This is a genomic window from Mycobacterium sp. PTI7 (genome assembly GCF_056679845.1).
Map to the genome: position 1 here is coordinate 3,265,580 of NZ_CM155252.1, position 21,913 is coordinate 3,287,492.

Sequence of the window (21,913 nt, forward strand, 5' to 3'; positions counted from 1 at the left end):
TACGTGCCGGTGCTGGATGGTATTCGCAGACGGCGGCACGCAGTGGGACCGGACCCGCGTGGCGAGGACCCTTCAGGCCGAAAGTCATCGCCTCTGGATCGGGTTACCGTCCACGACGAGGCGCCCGCTGGGTAGCGTGCGCTGCAGAGCTTGGAGGAAGGGTGGTCGTGACCGACTCGAGTGCAGTGCAGACCGTGACGTTCCGTGGCGTCGACGACCTCGCCCTGGTCGCCGACGAATGGAATCGGGACGCGGCATCGGCCCGGGACCGGCCGACGATCCTGATGCTGCACGGCGGCGGCCAGAACCGGTACTCCTGGAAGAACACCGGCCAGATCCTGGCCGACGCGGGCCACCAGGTCGTCGCGCTCGACAGCCGGGGCCACGGCGACAGTGACCGCTCCCCCACGGCCACCTACACCGTCGAGGCGCTGTGCGCGGACACCCTGCAGGTGCTCTACCAGATCGGCAGGCCGGTGGTCCTGATCGGCGCCAGCATGGGCGGCCTGACCGGGATCGCCGCCGCGCACGAGGCCGGTGCGGACCTGGTCACCAAACTCGTCCTCGTCGACGTGGTGCCGCGCTTCGAGAAGGACGGCAGCGCGCGCATCCGCGAGTTCATGTTCAGCAACATCGACGGCTTCGCCTCACTCGACGACGCGGCCGACGCCGTCGCGGCCTACCTCCCCCACCGGGACAAGCCGCGCAACGTCGAGGGCCTCAGGAAGAACCTTCGGCAGCGCGACGGCCGCTGGTACTGGCACTGGGATCCGGCGTTCCTGACCAAGCCCGAGGACGATCCGTTCGTCCGCGTCGACAAGCTCGAGCAGGCGGCCATGAGCCTCGAGATCCCGATCCTGCTGATCCGCGGCAAGCTGTCCGACGTGGTCAGTGCCGAGGGGGTCGAGGACTTCCTGGCGAAGGTTCCGCGCGCCGAACTGGTCGAACTGTCCGAGGCGGGGCACACCGCCGCCGGCGACGACAACGACGCGTTCACCGACGTCGTCGTCCGGTTCGTCGGCTCGTGACCGCCGGCTTCAACTTCCTCGAGCAGCCCGAACTGCCCGCTCCGCAGGTGAGCGAGGCCCGGGCCGAGGAACTGCTGACCGAGCACTACGGCATGTCCGGCCGCGCCGAATCCCTTGGCAGCCAACAGGACAAGAACTTCCTTGCCCACGGTGCGGACGGGGCGGTGGTGGGCGTGCTCAAGGTCGCCAACCCCGCCTTCACCGCGACCGAACTCGACGCGCAGGACGCCGCCGCCCAGGTGATCGCCGCCGCCGAGCCCGACCTGCGGGTGGCCGTCCCCGTGCCCAACCGCGAGGGCTCGCGCGCCACCACGGTCACCGGCCTGCTCGAGGGCCCGGCCCACGTGCGCCTGCTGCCCTACCTCGACGGCGGCACGCTCGTCGACGCCGGTTACCTGTCGCCCCGCGTGGTCGCCGGCATGGGCGCCCTCGCGGGACGGGTGAGTCGCGCGCTGCGGGACTTCACCCATCCCGGTCTCGACCGCGCGCTGCAGTGGGATCTGCGGTACGGCGTCGCGGTCGTGTCGGCCCTGGCCGAGCACGTCGCCGACGAGACGCTGCGCGCCCGCCTCCTGGCGGCGGCCAGCGCGGCCGGTGGCCACCTGGACCGGTTGGCCGATGAACTCCCCCGTCAGGCCGTGCATCTGGACCTCACCGACGCCAACGTCGTCGCGTCCCCGCACGGCGGCCACCCCGACGGGATCATCGACTTCGGCGACCTGTCCGACACCTGGGCGGTGTCCGAACTCGCCATCACCCTGTCCTCGGTGCTGGGTCATCCGGGCGCGTCGCCGACGTCGATCCTCCCCGGTGTCAATGCGTTTCATGCGATCCGGCCGCTTTCGCAGGCCGAGGCCGACGCCCTGTGGCCGCTGCTGGTGCTGCGCACCGCCGTCCTGATCACCAGCGGCGCACAGCAGGCGGTGCTCGACCCCGACAACGCCTACGTGACCGACCAGTCGGGCGCCGAGCGGCGGATGTTCGAGCAGGCGACGTCGCTGCCGATCGAGGTGATGTCCGGCGTCGTCCGCCACGCCCTGGGCTTCGCCGACGAGACGCCGCCGCTGACCGGCGGGCCGCTGATCGCCGGACTCGATCCCGCCGCGGTCGCCGTCGTCGATCTGTCACCCACCTCCGGGTCGTTCGACCGCGCCTTCGTCCCCGGCGGCTGGCTTCCGCAGCGTGTCGAGGACGACTTCGCGAGGGCCCTGGTGCGCGACGGGGCGGCGATCGCGGTCACCGAATTCGGGCAACCGAGGCTGACGCGGGCACCGGCCCTGAGCCAGAGCAGTCCCGCGGTCATCCCGACCGGCATCGCGCTCTGGCCCGGCGCCGACGTGACGATCACGGCGCCGTGGTCTGGCAACGTCGAGATCGTCGACGACGGACTCATCCTGCATGCCGGCGACGTCGAGGTGTCCATCGCGGGCGTGGCGCCCACCGCATCGGGCGCCGTCGACGCCGGGGCGCCGCTGGCCACCGCGACCCCCGACCAGTGGTTCGCGGTGGCCGTGAAGCCCACGGCCGCACCGCCCGCGCCGGCGTTCACGACGGCGGAACTCGCCCCCGGCTGGCTCGCCCTGGCACGCGATCCCGGGCCGCTGCTCGGGCTCGCGCCGGCCACACCCTCGGGCACGCGAAACCTCTTGGCCCGCCGCGACGAGAGCTTCGCCAAGGTGCAGGAGCACTACTACGCCGACCCGCCGCAGATTGAGCGCGGCTGGCTCAACTACCTGATGTCGACGCGCGGCCGGGTGTACCTGGACATGGTCAACAACGTCGCGGTCCTGGGCCACGCCCACCCGCGGATCGCGGACGCGGCCAACCGGCAGCTGCGCCGGCTGAACACCAACTCGCGCTTCAACTACGAGTCGGTGGTCGAGTACTCCGAGCGGCTGGCCGCGACGCTGCCGGAATCGCTGGATACCGTGTTCCTGGTCAACTCCGGTTCGGAGGCAAGCGATCTCGCGATCCGGTTGGCGACCGCCGCGACCGGTCGCCGCGACGTCGTCGCGATGCGCGAGGCGTATCACGGCTGGACGTACGGGACCGACGCGGTGTCGACGTCGACCGCCGACAACCCGAACGCGTTGACCACCCGGCCCGACTGGGTGCACACGGTGGAGTCGCCCAACAGCTTCCGCGGCAAGTACCGCGGCGGCGACGTCGGCGCCTATGCCGTGGAGGCGGTGCGTCAGATCGAGGAGTTGGTCGCCGCGGGGAGGCCGCCCGCCGGCTTCATCTGTGAGTCGGTGTACGGCAACGCGGGCGGCATGACCCTGCCCGACGGTTATCTCGCCGACGTGTACGCGGCCGTGCGCGGTGCGGGCGGCCTCGCCATCGCCGACGAGGTGCAGGTCGGGTTCGGCCGGCTCGGCGAGTGGTTCTGGGGCTTCCACCAGCAGCAGGTGGTCCCCGACATCGTGTCGGTCGCGAAGTCCACCGGCAACGGCTACCCGCTGGGTGCGGTCATCACGAGTCGCGCCGTCGCCGACGCGTTCGCCGCCGAGGGGTACTTCTTCTCGTCGACCGGCGGCAGCCCGCTGTCGTGCGCGATCGGATTGACGGTGCTCGACGTGCTGGCCGACGAGGACCTGCAGGGCAACGCCAAACGCGTCGGAGCCCACCTGAAGGAGCGGCTGCTGGCGCTGCGGGACCGGCACCCGATCATCGGGACGGTGCACGGGATGGGCCTGTACCTCGGCGTCGAGATGGTCCGCGACCGCGAGTCGCTCGTGCCGGCGCCCGAGGAGACCGCGGCGATCTGCAATCGGATGCTCGACCTCGGCGTGGTCATCCAGCCCACCGGTGACCACCAGAACATCCTGAAGACCAAGCCGCCGCTGTGCATCGACGTCGCCGGCGCCGACTTCTACGTCGACACCCTCGACCGCGTCCTCACCGAGGGCTGGTAGCGCTCCCCCGGCGGGAGCACCTTCTCCGGCCGGGGCACCTCCTCCGGCGAGCGGGCGTGTCTCCTCCGGCGAGCGTGCGTGTCTGCGGGCGACACGCCGGTCACGAACCCGACAATCCGCACGTTCGTGCCCAGGTCCCGTCGCAGTGTGGCGCGACCGGCGTACGCGCGCCGTCGTCAGTCGGTCCCGCCGGCCTCGGCCAACCGCTGATGCAACCGGGCCCGAATGTCGTCGGGCGTGTACGACTTTCGCTTGCGCTGATCCCGCGCCACAAGCGCCCCGCCCGCGACCACGCCCGCAACACCGGCCAGGCCAACCCACTTCCAGATCCCTCGCATGGACGAATTCTGCCTAAGCTGCGCCTGTGAACGCGAATACGGTGACCCTCGAGCGCGCCCTGGCCGAGACGCGGACGGGTGACATCTGGCTGTTCCGCGGCGACTCCGGCCCCGACCGCGCCATCCAGACCATGACCAACGCGCCGGTCAATCACGTCGGGATGACGGTGGCGATCGACGACCTGCCGCCGCTGATCTGGCATGCCGAACTCGGCGCCAAGCTGCTCGACGTGTGGACGGGCACCCATCACCGCGGGGTCCAACTCAACGACGCGAAGCAGGCCGTCGAGCAGTGGCTGCAGCAGTACGGCCAGCGATGCTGGTTGCGACAGTTAACGCCGTACGCGACGCGCACCCAGGAGGACGAGATGCTGCGCGTGATCGCCCGCATGGACGGGACGGCGTTCCCCACCACCGCCCGCCTGACCGGCCGGTGGATGCGCGGCCGGCTTCCGGTGGTCAGCGACTTCACGCGCGGACTGCCACTCGTCCACCGCCTGGTGCGGCAGTCGGCGGAACGGAAGAAGGACGAGCAGCGCCGCGCCGGCCTGCAGACTGCCTACTGCGCGGAGACCGTCGCCATCACCTACGAGGAGATGGGCCTGCTGACGACGGAGAAGCACCACAACTGGTTCGACCCCGGGAAGTTCTGGAGCGGCGACGTGTTGCCGCTGACGGAGGGCTACCGGCTCGGCGACGAGATCGTCGTCACCATCTGAGCCCCTCGGAATAAACCGCCTCACGTATGCGCTATTACGCATGATTCGGTCCGTCGATGATCATCCCCGAGGTCGACGGACCGAATCACTCTTCTCCCGTCACGGCATGGTGAGTTCGTTGCCCGGGACGGGTGTCCGGTCGACGATCACCGGACACGTCACCTCGATCTGGAAGAGGTGACTCGCCGTCTCCCCCTCGTTCGGCGGCATGCGCCCGCGGAAGCGGTAGACGTCGTCGACCTTCGTCGCCTCGACCTCCCGCGGATCGGCGATGAAACCGCGCCATTCGCCGTGCCGCAACGCGATTCGCTCCACCACGAGATGTCCCTGCTCGACGACCACCGCGCGCACCATCTCCCGGCCCGGCCCGTCGACGAAGATCAGGACGCCGTCACCGGACCGCGTGCACGACACGTCCGTGGTGGTGATCGTGCGGCGTTCCCCGTCGAACACCAGCGTGGTCTCAACTTCCGGCCCGTCCGAGCATCCGCAAGCCACCATGACGAGCGCCGTACACGCAAGCGCCTCACCGGATCTCAACACGCCTGCGCGCACGACCGAGGCGCGCGGCCTCGACTCCGCGCCCATCGACGTCCGTGCTACAGCCGCGCGAAGCAGGGGTCCGCGTCCTCCTTCGGGATGGAGGCGTCCTGGCTCGAAAACGTCCCGACGACACCGGTGCTCGTCACCTCGACGCTGTCGGCGTGAATGCCCAGCGGGTAGTTGTCGTTCAGCTTCTTGGTGAGGTCGTCGAGCGCCGACTGAACGGTCTCCTTGGCCAACGGCCCCCGCACGTCGAGCACCTCCAGATCGAGGTTGCCGTCCCGGACGACCGGCTTGGCCGTGACGCCGTTGTCGGCGCCCGCGTCCATCACGATCGTGCCCGCCGACGGGTCGGTGCGCACATTGGTGATCAGGCTGCCCACACCCGGCAGGTTGGCCGCGACGGTGTCCTTGATGCCGGCCGACTTCCAGGTGAGTATCGCCGTCAGGGAACCGATCGTGCCCTTGGCGTCGGCGGTCTCCTGCAGCCGCACGTCCTCGAGAGTCACGTCCGCGGTCATGCCGTCGGCGTCCTGAACGTTGTCCCCCGCCGTCACCACCGAGATGTTCGTGTAGTGACCGGTGACGTGCTGCCACAGGAACGGCGGATTCACGCCGAACGAGACGGTGGCACCGTCCTCGACGACGCACTGGGCGACGTCGACGAGGATGCCGTCCACGCGGTGCCTGGCGTACAACTCCGCACCCGCGAGCCCACCTGCCAGGAGTGCGACGACGATGACCGCGAGCAGGACGATCGTCTGCCGGGTGAAGAAGCCCGCCTTGCGAGCGGCCGGTGCGGCAGCCGGCGGGTCCCCGGGTGCGGCGTCGCCGAGCGGCGGACGAGGCGGAGGTGGGGGTTGCGGCGGCCCCTGCGCGGGAGCCGGGGGCCGCGGGCGTGGGGGCGGTGCACCCGGCGGCGGTGGCCGGCGGATCTGCTGCGTCGGCGAGTGATCGGCCGGCGACTGCGGGCGCGGGATCTTCTCGGTCCGTGCCGGGTCGGCGGGTCTGCGGGGCGCTCGGAGCTGCTCCGTCGGCGGCTCTGGCGGACGCGGGGGTCGGGGCGGTCGCGGGGGCTGTTGGCGCTGCGGCGGTACCGGCGGACGGGGCGGCGGGAACCGCGGCGCCCGCGGATCCGGCGGCGGAGGTTGTCGACCGCGCCAGTCAGGCTCTCCCGGGCGTTGCGGCGGCGTGGTCACCCCGTCGATTCTGCCCCATCTCGGCAGGACACCGAGTCGGCTCGCGGACTCTTTGCGTCTGTCACCATGGGCTGCCAGGGCGCCGACGTCCGTCGCCATCCGAACCGACACCGAGGACGACGTGCCCATCGAGGGAAGCATCCGAGTAGGCGACCGCACCGTGACCTACCTCGAGGCGGGCGATCCGGCGGGACCGCTCGTCGTCCACAACCACGGCGGGCCATCGAGCCGACTGGAGGTGGCGCTGCTGGACGCGGCGGCCGTCGCCAACGGCGTGCGCATCGTGTGCGCGGACCGGCCGGGCATCGGACGCTCGAACCCGCAGCCCGATCGGACCTTCGAGGACTGGAGCGACGACCTGCTGATCCTCGCGGATTCCCTTGGCGCAGAGCGCTTCGCCGTCACGGGCTGGTCGGAGGGCGGCCCGTGGGCACTGGCCGCCGCCGCCTATCTGGACCCGGCGCGGCTGGTCCACGTCTCGAGCATCGGCGGCGCGAGTTACGGTGCCTTCGGGGCGTATTGGGCTCGGAAGTACCTCAGTGGCGCCGACGCCGTGGGCGGGCGTCTGGCGCTTCACTTCCACCCCGGCTTCACCCTGATGTACGAGGTGCTGGGTATGAGCGTCAAGCACTTCGACGACGGTTACTCGAAGGCCATCGTCAAGTCGGTGTGCGCATCGGATCGCGAGGTACTGGCCGACGCGTCGGTCATGTCCACGTTCCTCGAAGCGAGCCGGGAGTGCTTCCGGCAGGGCTCGGACGGACTGGTAGTCGACGCCACACTGCTGTACGAGGCGTGGCCATTCGACATCGCGAAGATCTCCCGGCCGGTGCACCTCTGGCAGGGCGCCGCCGACACCCTGGTCGCCGCGGGCATCAACGACGACGTGGCCCACGCCATGCCGGGCGCCGCTTGGCATCCGATCGTGGACGGCGGGCACTTCATCGCCGTCAGCTACGCCCACGAGATCCTCGCCGTCGCGGCCGAGGACCTCGCGGCCTAGGTGGCCCGAAGCGTCACCAGTGGCCGGGCGGGACGCCGTAGACCGGGTTCGGGAAGGGTCCGAGGAACGGCGCCTTCTTCACCTGCCCGGGCGGCCCAAACGGGTTCTGCCCCGGCGGTCCCTGGAACACGTCGCAGGCGTACGGCCAGCATCCGTCGTTCTTGTTGGGGTCGGCCTGCGCAGTGCCCGCGCCAATGCCTATTGCCGCCGCGCCAAGTGCGCCGCTGAGCAGCGCGGTCGCCAGAACGTTTCTGATCATGGTCGAGATCCTCCATCTACGTCTGCCGAGGCTGTCCCAGCCCCGGCGCCGTCATGTGTGTGTCAACGCTCGCAGTCATGCGAACCGTCCCCGACCCGTCGAAATGGCTACCCCTCATGCATCGGGGGCAAACAGGCGATTCCCAGATCGTTCGGCCACGGAGAGCCGTGAGTCACGCATGGTTGCAGCCGGGGGAATCGAACCGGCGCGACCGTGGTTGCCGCTCGGTGGGGCCGGCCGACGAAGGAGAATGATGACGTCCGAAGAGGTCAAGCAGCGTCTCGCGACGGATTTTCATCAGGCGCTCGTCGCGCGCGACTGGACCGCGCTGGCAGGCATCATGACCCCGGACGTGACGTGGACGCTACCTGGGAACAACCTCATCTCCGGAACGGCGACCGGCGTCGCCGAGGTGATCGAGCGGGCGAAGCTGATCGCCAGCTACGGGCCGAGTTTCACCCTCGAACACGTCCTGGTCAGTCGCGACAACATGGCGTTGGCCATCCACAACCGCGCCAATCGAGGCGCACTGGTGCTCGACGAGCATCTCGCCACGGTCTGCACGATCACCGACGGGCGGATCAGCGCCGTCGAGACGTACCTGTCGGACGTCGCGGGCATGGACGCGTACTTCGCGGAGCGGCCCTGACCCGGAGCCGCCCTGACGCGGAGCGTCACGGTTCGTCGGGGGCCTCGACGGCGTCTTCCGCACACGCCGCCCGGTACCGCTGCATCGCGGGCCCGGTCTCGATGCGGACGCGCAGCATGCGCTCGTAGCCACGCATCCACAGCTTCGCCAGGACGAGCCGTCCACCCGAATACGGGTTGCGATCGCCTGGCTCCGCCAGCGAGCCCTCGTAGAGAGCCCGCATCGCCTCCATGCGGAACGTCATTCGCCAAGCATGCAGGCGCTCGGGGGCCGCACACGCGGGGCACGCCGGGTGACCATGCCCAAGTCCATGGCCGCGCTTGACTGCGACGTCCCGAATTACCCGTTGGTCCATACCAGCTCGGTGATGTCGATGAGCCCGACGAGCAGCACCGGATCGTCGTCGCGGATGAGAATCGAGTGGGACGTCACGGTGCGAATGGGATAACCGTCCGCGTGGTTCCATTCCGTGACCGCGCCGTCGGCGCGGTGGGCGGCGAGAAGTTCGGCGGCGCAGTCGCGAGACGTGGCGCCGGCCGAGGCCATCAGGTCGGACAGCATTCGCTCGCTCACCGAGCGAGCGTCGGGATAGCCAAGGAGATCGGCGGCGGCAGGGTTGTCGTACACGACGGCACCATCGTCGATTCCGACGGCGATGACGGCCATCGGCATGCGGTCCAACAGGGTGAGAGCGGGGATCTGCTCGATGTAACCCATTCGGGTCGTCGGGCACTGCCGTAGGCGTCTGTCGATCATCGGGTGACCGTCCGTCGGTTTTGGGTGGGAGGTGCGACGGGCTGAAGGCCACACCCTGGCCTTGCCGGGGTGGCCGTCCCGCAACGGGTCGGACAGAGTGGCGCACGGTCACGGTAAACCTGCCGTGAATCGACCCTCGCTCCCCCATGGACCCCTCACGACACCCCGCAGCGCGTGATGGGGACTTGGTAGTCGATCCACCGTGACCGCGCGATTGGAATCTAACATAGCGACAACCGCCGTGACAGCAATCTCATGACAGTGGCCGAATTTATTTCACACGCCGGTCGAAGGGCGTCGATGCGAGTGCCGTCAACAGTGCAAATCGCCTGCAAAAACCGCCTCGATGACTGGCTTGGCGGAGTTTCCGCGCGATGACGTCGAGCGGAGTACGGTACGAGATGTTTGATCCAGCAAAACATTGACTACGTCAATCAAAAGCTTCGAGGTCACGGGAGGGGGCCCCATGCACCCAGTCCCGACTGGTTGCGCAAACCCCGGCGACGACGGAGGATTGGCGATTTGACCGAGCATCAGCAAGCCGGGCGCCAGAGTGAACGAGAGTCGATGGAGTCGATGCTCTCCGCTGACCTACGGGCACTCACTGCGCAGTCCGATCGCATCGGACGGATTTTCGCCGAGAGGCACGGGCTCAGCGCGAACGAATTCCACGCACTGCTGCACATCATGGTCGGCGAGAGCACGGGCGCCGCGCTGAGCGCGGGCGAACTCCAGCAGCGGATCGGGCTCACGCATTCCGGGGTCACCCACCTGGTGGACCGAATGATCGCCGCCGGACACATCCGACGCGACACCGACGCCGCCGACCGGCGCAAGGTGATCCTGCGTTACGAAGACCACGGCATGGAGGTCGCCCGCGCCTTCTTCGTAGAGGTCGGTGCTGCGAACCGACGGGCAATGGTCGGTTTGACGGACCAGGAACTCGTCGCCGCGCACAAGGTGCTCGTGACCCTGTCCGATTCGATGGACGAGTTCGCCGGACATCTGCTCGCGTCCGACGAGGTGATCTCGCGGCAGCGCCCACCGCCACTGTGACGAACACGATGTCCACCTGACAGCCTCGCCGTGGACATATGGGCGTCGCGGCCTTCTCAGCCCGACATTGTGACCGGCTAACTTCGCGACATGACCGATGCTGTCCGACGTCGCTACACCGAGGTGGCCGACGTGTACATAGACATGTTCGGCGCATCGGCTCACGTCGATCCCGCGGATCTCGCGTTTCTCGACCGCCATCTCGGACACTGCGAGGGCAGGGTCCTCGATGCCGGTTGCGGGCCCGGGCACCTCACCGCGTACCTGAAGAAACTCGGGGTCAGCGCGGAAGGCATCGACCTGGTGCCGGCGTTCATCAGCAGCGCCCGCTCGAACTGGCCGGACCTCGACTTCACCGTCGGCTCGCTGCACAGCCTCGATACGTCAGACGGCTCGCTGGACGGAATCCTTGCGTGGTACTCGCTGATCCATTGCGAGCCAACCGAACTCGCGACGGTCCTGCACGAATTCCGGCGGACGCTGCGCGATGGTGGAAGCCTCGTCGTCGGCTTCTTCGATGGCGACGACATCGAGGCGTTCGATCACAAGGTGACGACCGCCTACCGCTGGCCTGCCGACGAGATTTCCCGCAGGCTGTCGATCGCCGGATTCGTCGAAGTCGAGCGTCTGCAACGCGCCGGCACCGGCTCGACGCGTCCCCATGCGGCGCTCGCCGCGAGGGCGACGTAACGGTCGCCCCTGACCTACACGTTGAAGCGGAACTCCACCACGTCACCGTCGGCCATCACGTACTCCTTGCCCTCCATGCGCACCTTGCCGGCCGACTTGGCCGCAGCCATCGAGCCGGCGTCGACCAGGTCGTCGAAGGACACGATCTCGGCCTTGATGAAGCCCTTCTCGAAGTCGGTGTGGATGACGCCGGCCGCCTTCGGCGCGGTGTCGCCCTGGTGGATGGTCCAGGCGCGCGACTCCTTGGGCCCGGCCGTCAGGTAGGTCTGCAGCTTCAGCGTGTGGAAGCCGGCGCGCGCCAGCGCGTCGAGGCCGCGCTCGGTCTGGCCGATCGACTCGAGCAGCTCGGCAGCCGACTCGTCGTCCAGCTCCTGCAGCTCGGCCTCGATCTTGGCGTCGAGGAACACCGCGTCGGCCGGCGCCACCATCGCACGCAGCTCGGCCTTGCGGGCGTCGTCGGTCAGCACCGACTCGTCGGCGTTGAAGACGTAGAGGAACGGCTTGGTGGTCATCAGGTTGAGTTCGCGCAGCAGCGACACGTCCGCGCCGGCCGCAAAGAGCGTCGTGCCCTGGTCGAGGATGGCCTGCGCAGCCACCGCGGCCTCGTGCACCGGCTTGCGGTCCTTGCCGGTGCGCGCTTCCTTCTCCAACCGCGGGACGGCCTTCTCGAGGGTCTGCATGTCGGCGAGGATCAGCTCGGTCTCGATGACCTCGATGTCCGACGCCGGGTCCACCTTGCCGTCGACGTGCACCACGTCGTCGTCGGCGAAGACGCGGACCACCTGGCAGATCGCGTCGCACTCGCGGATGTTGGCCAGGAACTTGTTGCCCAGACCCGCGCCCTCGGAGGCGCCCTTCACGATGCCGGCGATGTCGACGAAGGTGACCGGCGCCGGCACGGTCTTGTCCGAGGAGAACATCTCGGCGAGCTTGTCGAGCCGCGGATCGGGCAGTGCGACCACGCCCTCGTTCGGCTCGATGGTGGCGAACGGATAGTTGGCGGCGAGCACGTTGTTTCGAGTCAACGCGTTGAACAACGTCGACTTTCCCACGTTCGGCAATCCGACGATTCCAAGGTTGAGGCCCACGGGTAGAGAAGTCTAGGCGTCCGCACGGCCACGCCGACGCGCGCTGTCAGCCCTCACCGGGACATTGCCGGTACGGTCGACGTGTGTCAGGTCAGCGTGCGCGTTCGGCGATCCCCGCCGAACACCGTTCGGTAGTGCCTGGGCTTGCCGGTCTTCCCTGGTGGGCAGCGGTTCTGCTGGCCGTGGCGTTGACCGCGGTCGGGTTCGCCTACGACGCCGGTTCGGGCACCGGGACGCTGAGTGCGGCGTTCACGGTGTGCTACGTCACTGGTTGCATCCTCGCGGTGCTCGCGGTGCGGCAGTCGGGGCTCTTCACCGCCGTCATCCAGCCCGCGCTCATCCTGTTCGTCGCCGTGCCGACGGCCTTCTTCCTCCTCAACAGCAGCGAGATCAAGGGCGTCAAGGACATCCTGATCAACTGCGGCTACCCGCTGATCGAGCGGTTCCCGCTGATGTTCTTCACCGCGGCGACCGTCCTCGTGATCGGCGTCGCGCGGTGGTACCTCAACAGGCTGGCAGGCCGGGGCGAGCCCGCGGATCCCGACGAGACGGACGACGAGCCGACGCCGAGCAGGTCCAGCCGGCGCGCGGCGGCCCGTGCCGTCGCCGCCGAGTCCGCCGAGGAGACACCGCCGCGGCGCAGCCGCCGAGCCACCGCGGCACGGCCCGCCGACGCCGTCGCCGACGGCGACGCACCCCGTGCTCGCCGATCGAGAACCACCACGTCGGCCTCGCGGTCGCGCCACGCCCGCCCGCCGGAGACCGAGGTCATCGATGCCGTGGGGACCCGGCCGCGACGGCCGAGGCCGCCCGTCGATCCCGGTGCCGAGCCCCGACGGCGCCCGCGCAGCGAGGACCGCGACCGGCGCAGCCAGCCGCCCGTCGAGCGTCGTTCGTCGCAGGACCGGGCCGAGCGTGCGGCGCGGCGGGACCGGACCGAACGCCCCGTGCGCCGGGACCGCGAGGAGCGGTACGGCGCCGACCGGACGGACCGTCCCCGGAGTTCGGAGCGCCGTACCCGGCTGCCCGACTACGAGCCCTACGAGAGCTACGACGGGTACCGCCCGTCCGCGGGCGCGACGTCATCGACCGGTGCCAGTGCCGGCGGTACCCACCACCCGGTTTCGCGGGTGCGGTACCGCGGCAGCGACCCCGAGACCGGCGACGAGCCCCGCACCCCCCGACGCCGCGCACGCAGTGCCGACCCGGACTCCTGGGAGCACGACGCCTGACGCAGCGGCGTCAGTGCCGAGCGGCCCGGATCTCGCGCGGTAGGGCGAAGACCAGCGTCTCGTTGGCGGTGGTCACCGGCTGCACCGTGCCGAAGCCGTATTCGGCGAGCCTGTCGAGCACGCCGCGCACCAGCACCTCGGGAACCGACGCACCGGACGTGACGCCGACGGTGGTCACGCCGTCGAGCCAGGTCGGGTCGATGTCCTCGGCGTAGTCGACGAGGTAGGACGCGGCGGCGCCGGCGCCGAGAGCGACCTCGACCAGCCGCACCGAGTTCGACGAGTTGGTGGATCCGACGACGATCACCAGATCGCACTCCGGCGCCATGGCCTTGACGGCGACCTGGCGGTTCTGGGTGGCGTAGCAGATGTCGTCGCTGGGCGGATCCTGCAGCGTCGGGAACTTCTCCCGCAGCCGCCGGACGGTCTCCATGGTCTCGTCGACGCTGAGCGTGGTCTGCGACAGCCAGATCACCTTGTTGGGATCGCGCACGGTGACCTTGTCGACGGCGTCGGGGTTGTCGACGACTTGGACGTGGTCGGGTGCCTCACCGGCGGTGCCGACCACCTCTTCGTGGCCCTCGTGGCCGACGAGCAGGATGTCGTAGTCGTCGCGGGCGAAGCGCTTGGCCTCGTTGTGCACCTTGGTCACCAGGGGGCACGTCGCGTCGATGGTCCGCAGGTTCCGCTCGGCGGCCTCGACGTGCACGGTGGGCGCGACGCCGTGTGCGGAGAAGACGACGAGCGCCCCCTCGGGCACCTCGTCGGTCTTCTCGACGAAGATCGCGCCGGCCTTGGCCAGCGTCTCCACGACGTAGCGGTTGTGCACGATCTCGTGCCGTACGTAGACCGGGGCGCCGTGCTTCTCGAGCGCGCGCTCCACGGTTTCGACCGCGCGGTCGACCCCCGCGCAGTAACCGCGTGGCTCGGCGAGCAGGACCCGCTTACCCGCCACACGGTCTGCGACCGTACTGGCGGCACCGGGGATGCCCATGTTGACCGTCGCTGACATGCCTCAAGGGTACTTACTGCCGGGCCCGACCTGCCAGCCGTAGGCTGACCCCATGGCTACTGCACCCTATGGGGTTCGTCTGCTGGTCGGCGCGGCGGTGACTGCGCTGGAGGAGACCCGCAGACTTCCCCAGACGATCCTGACCTATCCGATGACGGTCGCGAGCCAGCTCGCGCACGCGGTGATGAAGGTCCAGCAGGACGTCGCGGACCTCGTCAACCGGGGTGACGAGACCCTGGAGAACCTGTTCCCGCCGAAGGACGAGCAGCCGGAGTGGGCGACGTTCGACGAGGACCTGGGCGCCGACGTCACCGACATCTCCGAGGGGCGCCAGGATGGCGAACGTCTCACCGAGGGCCGGTTCGCGCTGTACAGCACCGGCGAGCCCGAGAAGGTCGTCGAGGAGCCGAAGCCCACGCCGTCGGCGGCGCCGGCGATCGTGGCCGAGGTGGGCTACGAGTCGCTGACCCTTGCGCAACTGCGGGCCCGCCTGACGTCGCTCAAGATCGGCGACCTCGAGGCGCTGCTGGCCTACGAGGAGTCGACGAAGGCCCGCGCACCGTTCCAGACCCTGCTGGCCAACAGGATCACCCGCGCGTCGGCCAAGTGACGCCTCCCCCGGCCGAGGCCGAACCGGGGACGCCCGCGGAGAAGCCGGGCAAGTCCCCCGAGAACCCGTATCCGGTGCGCTCGGTCTCGATGCTGGTCAAGGACTGGATCGACCGGCTGGGCACGGTGTGGGTCGAGGGTCAGATCGCGCAGATGACCGTCCGCCCGAACTCGAGCACCGCGTGGATCACGCTGCGCGACCCGTCGGCGGACATGTCGCTGCAGATCACCTGCCCTCGCGACCTGGTTCACAACGCCCCGGTCAAGCTCGCCGAGGGCACGCGCGTCGTCATGCACGGCAGGCCGAGCTTCTTCGTCGGCCGCGGGTCGTTCTCGTTGCGCGTCAACCAGATCCGCGCCGTCGGGATCGGTGAACTCCTCGCCCGCATCGACCGCCTGCGGCGACTCCTCGACGCGGAGGGCCTGTTCGACGTCCGCCTGAAGCGCCCGATCCCGTTTCTGCCCCGGACCATCGGACTCATCACCGGCCGCGCCAGCCACGCCGAGAGCGACGTGGTGTCCGTGGCGACCTCCCGCTGGCCCGCGGTGCGGTTCGAGGTGCGCAACCCCGTCGTACAGGGCCCGAACACCGTCCCGCAGGTGGTGGCCGCGCTGCGCGAACTGGACGCCGACCCGGAGGTCGACGTCATCGTGCTCGCCCGCGGCGGCGGCAGCTTCGAGGACCTGCTGCCGTTCTCCGACGAGACGCTGTGCCGCGAGATCGGCAGGTGCACCACGCCCGTCGTCACCGCCATCGGTCACGAACCGGACAACCCACTGTGCGACCTCGTCGCCGACGTGCGGGCCGCGACGCCCACCGACGCGGCCAAGCGCGTGGTGCCCGACGCCGCCGCCGAGCAGATGCTGGTGGGCGAACTCCGCGAGCGCAGCGCCCGCGCGCTGCGCAACTGGGTGCGCCGCGAGCAGCATGCGGTCACCTCGCTGCGCAGCCGGCCGGTGCTGGCCCAGCCGCTGGCAGCCATCGACGTCCGCGCCGAGGAGACGCGCCGCGCACTGGCCGCCGCGCGACGCGACGTCACCCGGCTGATCGCGGTCGAGACCGACCGCATCGGGCACATGTCGGCGCGGCTGCAGACGCTCGGACCGGCCGCCACGCTCGCCCGCGGCTACGCCGTCGTGCAGACCCTGCCTGCCGGCGGGCCGCCGGTCGTGCTCAGGTCCATCGCCGACGCGCCGGCAGGCACGCGGGTGCGCATCCGCGTCGCCGACGGCGCGATCACCGCCACGAGTGAGGGAGAAGATGAAGCCCATTAGTCAGCTCGGATACGAAGATGCCCGCGACGAACTCGCCGAGGTGGTCCGCCAGTTGGAGCAGGGCGGACTCAGCCTCGACGAGTCGCTCAAACTGTGGGAGCGAGGCGAGGAGCTGGCGAAATGCTGCGAGCAGCACCTCGAGGGGGCTCGGCTGCGCGTCGAGCAGGCACTCGCCGCGAAGGACGACGACGAGGGGTGAGATGGCGGTCGGCCGTCCCCCGTGGGCTCGTAACTGAAACACGTTTCAGTTAAGCTCGTCGGCCATGGGTGAAACCACTGACCTGGGCCGTGTCCTCGTCACCGGCGGCTCCGGCTTCGTCGGGGCGAACCTGGTGACCGAACTGCTGGACCGCGGGCTCGAGGTCCGCTCGTTCGACCGCGTGCCGTCACCGCTGCCGGACCACCCACGGTTGCAGACCACGGTCGGCGACATCACGGTGGTCGACGACGTGACCGCGGCCGTCGCGGGCATCGACACCGTCATCCACACCGCAGCCATCATCGATCTGATGGGCGGCGCGTCGGTCACCGACGAGTACCGCCGGCGCAGCTTCGCCGTGAACGTCGGCGGCACCGAGAACCTGGTGCACGCCGGGCAGCGGGCCGGCGTCCAGCGCTTCGTCTACACCGCGTCCAACAGCGTGGTCATGGGCGGCCAGGTGATCTCGGGCGGCGACGAAACCCTCCCCTACACACACCGTTTCAACGATCTGTACACCGAGACCAAGGTGGCGGCCGAGAAGTTCGTGCTCGGCCAGAACGGCGTCGGGGGCATGCTGACGTGCTCGATCCGGCCCAGCGGCATCTGGGGCCGCGGCGATCAGACCATGTTCCGCAAGGTGTTCGAGAGCGTGCTCGCCGGTCACGTCAAGGTGCTGGTCGGCAACAAGGACGTCAAGCTCGACAATTCCTACGTACACAACCTGATTCACGGTTTCATCCTGGCGGCCGAGCACCTGGTCCCCGGCGGCACCGCGCCCGGCCAGGCGTACTTCGTCAACGACGGCGAGCCGATCAACATGTTCGAGTTCTCCCGCCCCGTCGTCGAGGCGTGTGGGGAGCCGTTCCCGACGTTTCGCGTTCCGGGCGGGCTGGTGAAGTTCGCGATGACGGTGTGGCAGTTCCTGCACTTCCGCTTCGGCCTGCCCAAGCCGCTCCTCGAGCCGCTGGCCGTGGAGCGGATCTCACTGGACAACTACTTCTCGATCGAGAAGGCCAGGCGCGACCTCGGGTACGAGCCGCTGTTCACCACCGAGCAGGCGCTCGCGGAATGCCTGCCGTACTACACCGAGCTGTACACCCGGATGAAGGCGGCGGGCGCCGCGTCACTCGCGCGGGCCTAGCGTCCCGGCCGGGCGAAGCCCTCGGCCGACTCCTCGGGAATGCTCCACCGGACCGACCGCACCCGGGTGTCGGTGGCCAGCGCACCGGTGGCCTCCTCGACCACCGCATCGTCACGGGCGGCGCAGGACAGTCCGACGTCCATCTCCACCCCGTCGGCCGCCCCCGGCGAGGACCGCATGGAGGTAAGCCGCAGCGCTGGGATGCGAACGGCGCGCAGCAGGAGGTCGCGCACCTCGGCCTCGCCGCTCGCGCCGCACGTGACGCTCACCAGATAGTCCACCGGCGCGCGCTCGCGCCCCGCCCAGTGCTTGCGGCGGTCCATCGCCTCGGCCAGTGGTTGCAGGAACAGGTTGACCGCCACCACGATCGCCGCGCTGGCGATCGCCTCGCGCCAGAGCCACGCCCCGGCGAGGGCGCCGACGGCTGCGGTCGACCACAGCGTCGCAGCGGTGTTGAGGCCGGTCACCGAGAGACCCTGCTTCATGATGACGCCGGCCCCCAGAAAGCCGATGCCCGTGACGATCTGCGCCGCGACGCGCGTCGGATCGGAGCCCGGGAAGCTGTAGGCGCCGAGGATCAGGTACAGCGCGGAGCCCGTGCTCACCAGCGCCATGGTCTGCAGCCCCGCCATGCGCGAGCGCCACTGACGCTCGAGGCCGATCGCGACACCCAGCGCCGTCGCCAGACCGACGCGCACGAGCAGTTCGACGGCCAGCACGTCTGCGATTGTGCGCTCGTCGACGGGATTTCGCCCGCCGTTCGGCGACGAAAGGACACATCGGACGCCGTGCCGGACCTACGATCGACGCACCCCCACGGCAAGGAGCCTGGTTATGCCCAACGGACAACCCAACATCCTCGTCATCTGGGGCGATGACATCGGCATCTCGAACCTGAGCTGCTACAGCCGCGGCATGATGGGCTACTTCACGCCCAACATCGATCGCATCGCCGACGAGGGCATGCTCTTCACCGACTCCTACGGCGAGCAGAGCTGCACCGCCGGCCGGTCGTCCTTCATCACCGGGCAGAGCGTCTACCGCACGGGCATGAGCAAGGTCGGGATGCCGGGCGTCGACATCGGGTTGCAGAAGGAGGACCCGACGATCGCCGAACTCCTGAAGCCGATGGGCTACGCCACCGGTCAGTTCGGCAAGAACCACCTCGGCGACCTCAACAAGTACCTGCCCACGGCGCACGGCTTCGACGAGTTCTTCGGCAACCTCTATCACCTCAATGCCGAGGAGGAGCCGGAGAACGCCGACTACCCCACGGCGGAGGAGGCACCGATCATGCGTGCGCGCCTGCTGCCACGCGGGGTGATCCACTCCTGGGCCACCGACGAGGAATCCGACGAGGTCGACGAGCGCTACGGTCCGGTGGGCAAGCAGCGCATCGAGGACACCGGTCCGCTGACCAAGCTGCGCATGGAGACCATCGACGACGAGACGACCGGCGCGTGCGTCGACTTCATCACCCGCCAGCACGAGGCGGGTACGCCGTTCTTCGTGTGGATGAACATGACGCACATGCACTTCCGGACGCACACCAAGCCGGAAAGTCTCGGTCAGGCCGGCCGCTGGCAGTCCCCGTACCACGACACGATGATCGACCACGACCGCAACGTCGGCACGCTCCTCGACCTGGTGGACGAACTCGGCATCGCCGAGGACACCATCGTCATCTACTCGACGGACAACGGCCCGCACGCCAACAGCTGGCCCGATGGCGCGACCACTCCCTTCCGCAGCGAGAAGGCCACCAACTGGGAGGGCGCGTTCCGCATCCCGGAACTGATCCGCTGGCCCGGCAAGATCGCGCCGCGCTCGGTGTCGAACGAGATCGTGCAGCACCACGACTGGCTGCCGACGTTCCTCGCCGCGGCGGGCGATCCCGACATCGTCGAGAAGCTCAAGGCCGGGCACGAGGCCGGCGACATGACGTACAAGGTGCACATCGACGGCTTCAACCTGGTGCCCTACCTCACCGGGGAGGTCGACAAGAGCCCTCGGCGCGGGATGATCTACTTCTCCGACGACTGCGACGTGCTCGGCATCCGCGCCGAGAACTGGAAGGTCGTGTTCCAGGAGCAGCGCGCCCAGGGCACGCTGGAGATCTGGTTCGAACCGTTCACCAAATTGCGGGCGCCGAAGCTGTTCAACCTCCGCACCGACCCGTACGAGCGGGCCGACATCACGTCGAACACGTACTGGGACTGGGTGATCGACCGCATCTACCTGGTGTTGTACGGCTCCGCCATCGCCACGCAGTTCCTGCAGACGTTCAAGGAGTTCCCGCCCCGCCAGGAACCGGCGTCGTTCACCATCAACCACGCCGTCGAGGAACTCGAGAAGTTCCTCGCCACTCGCGGCGGCTGATGCTGGACACCTGGAACGATGGCGTCACGAAGTCGGCGATCGTCGACTTCGTGGCTCGCGTCACCGCCGATGGACCCGACTTCGTCGAACCGGAGGCGCGCGTCGCGGTGTTCGACAACGACGGCACGCTGTGGTGTGAGAAGCCCGCCTACATCCAGCTCGACTTCCTGGTCCGCAGACTGGCCGAGAAGGCCGGCGGCGATCCGGATTTGGCGGCGCAGCAGCCCTACCGGGCGGCCGTGGACGGCGACCTGGCATGGTTCGGCGACGCGATCACCAAGCACTACCAGGGCGACGACGCCGAACTCGGCCTGCTGGCGAAAGCCGTGATGTCCCTGCACGAGTCGATGACCGTCGACGAACACGCAGCGCTGGTCTCGGCGTTCTACGCCGACGCCCGGCACCCCACCCTGGACCGGCCGTATCAGCAGTGCACCTACGCCCCGATGGTCGAGCTACTGCGGTATCTGGAGGCCCACGGCTTCACGTGCTACATCGTCTCCGGCGGCGGCCGCGACTTCATGCGCCCCATCACCTCGACGATCTACGGGATTCCGCCCGAACGCGTCGTCGGCAGTTCCCAGGGGCTGAAGTTCGAGGGCGCCGACGGCCACGGGGAACTCCTGATCCAGCCCGCACTCGACGTCTGGGACGACGGTCCGGAGAAGCCCGTACGCATCTGGAACCGCGTGGGGAGGCGCCCCATCCTCTCGGCGGGCAACTCCAACGGCGACGACGAGATGCTGACGTACTCGGGCCGGCCGGGCAGTCCGTCGCTGCGCCTGCTGGTCCTGCACGATGACGCCGAGCGCGAGTTCGCCTACACCGCAGGGGCGGAACGTGCGCTCGAGCACGCTGCGAAGTACGGGTGGACCGTGGTCAGCATGCGCGATGACTGGACGACCGTCTTTGCCTGAGTCCGAGCGCCCGAGCGACGACTTCGTCCAGATCCCCGCGCAGACCGCACTGCTGGGTTCCGACGACGAGCGCCACCCCGAGGAGCAACCGGCCCGCGAGGTGACCGTCGACGCCTTCTCGATGGCGCGCCACCAGGTGACCAACGCCGAGTTCGCGGCGTTCGTCGACGCCACCAATTACGTCACCGTCGCCGAGCGCCCCATCGACCCCGCCGACTTCCCCGATGCCCCGCCCGAGAACCTGCAACCCGGGTCGATGGTGTTCCGCCGCACCGCCGGACCCGTCGACCTGCGCCATCTCGACCAGTGGTGGTCGTGGACGCCCGGCGCGTGCTGGAACCACCCGCGCGGTCCGAAGTCCGGGCTTCCCGGCCGCGACCACCATCCCGTCGTGCACGTGGCGTTCGAGGACGCCGCGGCGTACGCGTCCTGGGCCGGCCTGACACTGCCCACCGAGGCGCAGTGGGAGGTGGCTGCGCGCGGCGGTCTCGCCGCGACGACCTATACGTGGGGCGACGCACCCGAAAGCCCCGGCCAGCGGCTGGCCAACTATTGGCACGGCGAGTTCCCCTACCTCCCCGACACCGGTTACGGCACCACTCAGCCCGTCGGCAGCTTCGCCCCCAACGGCTACGGCCTGTTCGACATGGCAGGCAACGTCTGGGAGTGGACGGCCGACTGGTGGTCCGACGATCGCAGCACCGGATCCTGTTGTGCCGCGGACAGTTACGATCCTCACCAGCCGCAGTTCGCGATCGGTCGCCGCGTCGTCAAGGGTGGATCGTTCCTGTGCGCAGACAGCTACTGCCTGCGCTACCGGCCCGCCGCGCGGCGGCCGCAGATGGTCGACACCGGCATGAGCCACATCGGCTTCCGCTGCATCCGTGAATGACGGCGTGACGA

Annotated in this window: 24 protein-coding genes; 15 read left to right on the plus strand and 9 right to left on the minus strand. The window is 69.3% G+C overall.

Features of this window, described 5'->3' with window-relative positions:
- Positions 1-167: 167 nt before the first annotated feature.
- Entirely contained in the window at positions 168-1,028 is an 861-nt protein-coding gene (locus tag AC1MEY_RS15625; RefSeq protein WP_480226405.1) for an alpha/beta fold hydrolase, read from the plus strand.
- Positions 1,025-3,943 (plus strand): aminotransferase, encoded by a 2,919-nt coding sequence (locus tag AC1MEY_RS15630; RefSeq protein WP_480226406.1) that lies wholly within the window; start codon positions 1,025-1,027, stop codon positions 3,941-3,943. Before AC1MEY_RS15625 ends, AC1MEY_RS15630 begins: the two co-directional genes overlap by 4 nt.
- 176 nt (positions 3,944-4,119) lie before the next feature.
- On the opposite strand, the gene AC1MEY_RS15635 is transcribed toward AC1MEY_RS15630, so the two are convergent.
- Positions 4,120-4,281, minus strand: coding sequence for a hypothetical protein (locus AC1MEY_RS15635; protein ID WP_480226407.1), 162 nt, complete (start codon positions 4,279-4,281; stop codon positions 4,120-4,122).
- Between the two features lie 26 nt (positions 4,282-4,307).
- On the opposite strand from AC1MEY_RS15635, the gene AC1MEY_RS15640 reads away from it, so the two are divergent.
- Positions 4,308-5,000: a guanylate cyclase gene (locus AC1MEY_RS15640; protein ID WP_480226408.1), complete on the plus strand. Its 693-nt coding sequence runs from the start codon at positions 4,308-4,310 to the stop codon at positions 4,998-5,000.
- Positions 5,001-5,099: 99 nt separating this feature from the next.
- Here AC1MEY_RS15640 and AC1MEY_RS15645 read toward each other — a convergent pair whose 3' ends face one another.
- Both AC1MEY_RS15645 and AC1MEY_RS15650 read right to left on the minus strand, forming a co-directional pair.
- On the minus strand, positions 5,100-5,501 hold the full coding sequence (locus AC1MEY_RS15645; protein WP_480226409.1) for a lipoprotein LpqH: 402 nt from the start codon (positions 5,499-5,501) through the stop codon (positions 5,100-5,102).
- 98 nt (positions 5,502-5,599) lie between these two features.
- Positions 5,600-6,742 (minus strand): LmeA family phospholipid-binding protein, encoded by a 1,143-nt coding sequence (locus AC1MEY_RS15650; RefSeq protein WP_480226410.1) that lies wholly within the window; start codon positions 6,740-6,742, stop codon positions 5,600-5,602.
- Between the two features lie 121 nt (positions 6,743-6,863).
- On the opposite strand from AC1MEY_RS15650, the gene AC1MEY_RS15655 reads away from it, so the two are divergent.
- Positions 6,864-7,745 carry an alpha/beta fold hydrolase gene (locus tag AC1MEY_RS15655; protein ID WP_480226411.1) on the plus strand — a complete coding sequence of 294 codons (882 nt, stop codon included), beginning with the start codon at positions 6,864-6,866 and terminating at the stop codon, positions 7,743-7,745.
- A 13-nt stretch (positions 7,746-7,758) separates the two neighbouring features.
- Here AC1MEY_RS15655 and AC1MEY_RS15660 read toward each other — a convergent pair whose 3' ends face one another.
- The gene (locus tag AC1MEY_RS15660) at positions 7,759-8,004 is read right to left on the minus strand and encodes a hypothetical protein (protein WP_480226412.1); all 246 of its coding nucleotides are present in this window, start codon (positions 8,002-8,004) and stop codon (positions 7,759-7,761) included.
- 253 nt (positions 8,005-8,257) lie between these two features.
- On the opposite strand from AC1MEY_RS15660, the gene AC1MEY_RS15665 reads away from it, so the two are divergent.
- Entirely contained in the window at positions 8,258-8,653 is a 396-nt protein-coding gene (locus AC1MEY_RS15665) for a nuclear transport factor 2 family protein (protein ID WP_480226413.1), read from the plus strand.
- A 25-nt stretch (positions 8,654-8,678) separates the two neighbouring features.
- On the opposite strand, the gene AC1MEY_RS15670 is transcribed toward AC1MEY_RS15665, so the two are convergent.
- Together AC1MEY_RS15670 and AC1MEY_RS15675 are read right to left on the minus strand one after the other, a co-directional pair.
- Positions 8,679-8,897, minus strand: coding sequence for a ribosome modulation factor (locus AC1MEY_RS15670; protein ID WP_480226414.1), 219 nt, complete (start codon positions 8,895-8,897; stop codon positions 8,679-8,681).
- Positions 8,898-8,992: 95 nt separating this feature from the next.
- Positions 8,993-9,409 carry a PAS domain-containing protein gene (locus AC1MEY_RS15675; RefSeq protein ID WP_480226415.1) on the minus strand — a complete coding sequence of 139 codons (417 nt, stop codon included), beginning with the start codon at positions 9,407-9,409 and terminating at the stop codon, positions 8,993-8,995.
- A 405-nt stretch (positions 9,410-9,814) separates the two neighbouring features.
- Between AC1MEY_RS15675 and AC1MEY_RS15680 the strand changes: the two genes are divergently transcribed.
- Together AC1MEY_RS15680 and AC1MEY_RS15685 are read left to right on the plus strand one after the other, a co-directional pair.
- Positions 9,815-10,465, plus strand: a complete 651-nt coding sequence (locus tag AC1MEY_RS15680; RefSeq protein WP_480226416.1) for a MarR family winged helix-turn-helix transcriptional regulator — start codon at positions 9,815-9,817, stop codon at positions 10,463-10,465.
- Between the two features lie 123 nt (positions 10,466-10,588).
- A complete protein-coding gene (locus AC1MEY_RS15685) occupies positions 10,589-11,155 on the plus strand; it encodes a class I SAM-dependent DNA methyltransferase (RefSeq protein WP_480226417.1) in 567 nt (188 codons plus the stop codon).
- 14 nt (positions 11,156-11,169) lie between these two features.
- Here AC1MEY_RS15685 and ychF read toward each other — a convergent pair whose 3' ends face one another.
- Entirely contained in the window at positions 11,170-12,243 is a 1,074-nt protein-coding gene (gene ychF, locus AC1MEY_RS15690) for a redox-regulated ATPase YchF (protein ID WP_480226418.1), read from the minus strand.
- Positions 12,244-12,377: 134 nt separating this feature from the next.
- Here ychF and AC1MEY_RS15695 point away from each other — a divergent pair, with 134 nt between their 5' ends.
- Entirely contained in the window at positions 12,378-13,475 is a 1,098-nt protein-coding gene (locus AC1MEY_RS15695) for a DUF6542 domain-containing protein (RefSeq protein ID WP_480226419.1), read from the plus strand.
- Positions 13,476-13,485: 10 nt separating this feature from the next.
- Here the strand turns inward: AC1MEY_RS15695 and AC1MEY_RS15700 are convergent, their stop codons facing one another.
- Complete coding sequence (locus AC1MEY_RS15700) at positions 13,486-14,487, minus strand: 4-hydroxy-3-methylbut-2-enyl diphosphate reductase (RefSeq protein ID WP_480226420.1); 1,002 nt, start codon at positions 14,485-14,487, stop codon at positions 13,486-13,488.
- A 52-nt stretch (positions 14,488-14,539) separates the two neighbouring features.
- On the opposite strand from AC1MEY_RS15700, the gene AC1MEY_RS15705 reads away from it, so the two are divergent.
- The 4 genes from AC1MEY_RS15705 to AC1MEY_RS15720 all read left to right on the plus strand — a co-directional run bounded on the left by AC1MEY_RS15705 (position 14,540) and on the right by AC1MEY_RS15720 (position 17,714).
- Complete coding sequence (locus AC1MEY_RS15705) at positions 14,540-15,097, plus strand: lipid droplet-associated protein (RefSeq protein ID WP_480226421.1); 558 nt, start codon at positions 14,540-14,542, stop codon at positions 15,095-15,097.
- Positions 15,098-15,186: 89 nt separating this feature from the next.
- Entirely contained in the window at positions 15,187-16,371 is a 1,185-nt protein-coding gene (xseA, locus tag AC1MEY_RS15710; RefSeq protein WP_480231512.1) for an exodeoxyribonuclease VII large subunit, read from the plus strand.
- The gene (locus tag AC1MEY_RS15715; RefSeq protein WP_480226422.1) at positions 16,358-16,570 is read left to right on the plus strand and encodes an exodeoxyribonuclease VII small subunit; all 213 of its coding nucleotides are present in this window, start codon (positions 16,358-16,360) and stop codon (positions 16,568-16,570) included. The genes xseA and AC1MEY_RS15715 overlap by 14 nt, the downstream gene beginning before the upstream one ends.
- Positions 16,571-16,634: 64 nt before the next feature.
- A complete protein-coding gene (locus AC1MEY_RS15720; protein WP_480226423.1) occupies positions 16,635-17,714 on the plus strand; it encodes a 3-beta-hydroxysteroid dehydrogenase in 1,080 nt (359 codons plus the stop codon).
- On the opposite strand, the gene AC1MEY_RS15725 is transcribed toward AC1MEY_RS15720, so the two are convergent.
- A complete protein-coding gene (locus AC1MEY_RS15725; RefSeq protein WP_480226424.1) occupies positions 17,711-18,433 on the minus strand; it encodes an MgtC/SapB family protein in 723 nt (240 codons plus the stop codon). The genes AC1MEY_RS15720 and AC1MEY_RS15725 overlap by 4 nt on opposite strands.
- 115 nt (positions 18,434-18,548) lie before the next feature.
- On the opposite strand from AC1MEY_RS15725, the gene AC1MEY_RS15730 reads away from it, so the two are divergent.
- From AC1MEY_RS15730 to AC1MEY_RS15740, 3 genes are read left to right on the plus strand one after another with little or no spacing between them, the layout of a single operon-like run.
- Positions 18,549-20,093: an arylsulfatase gene (locus AC1MEY_RS15730; RefSeq protein ID WP_480226425.1), complete on the plus strand. Its 1,545-nt coding sequence runs from the start codon at positions 18,549-18,551 to the stop codon at positions 20,091-20,093.
- Entirely contained in the window at positions 20,093-21,010 is a 918-nt protein-coding gene (locus tag AC1MEY_RS15735) for an HAD family hydrolase (RefSeq protein ID WP_480226426.1), read from the plus strand. The genes AC1MEY_RS15730 and AC1MEY_RS15735 overlap by 1 nt, the downstream gene beginning before the upstream one ends.
- A complete protein-coding gene (locus AC1MEY_RS15740; protein ID WP_480226427.1) occupies positions 21,003-21,902 on the plus strand; it encodes a formylglycine-generating enzyme family protein in 900 nt (299 codons plus the stop codon). The genes AC1MEY_RS15735 and AC1MEY_RS15740 overlap by 8 nt, the downstream gene beginning before the upstream one ends.
- The last annotated feature ends 11 nt before the right edge of the window (positions 21,903-21,913 follow it).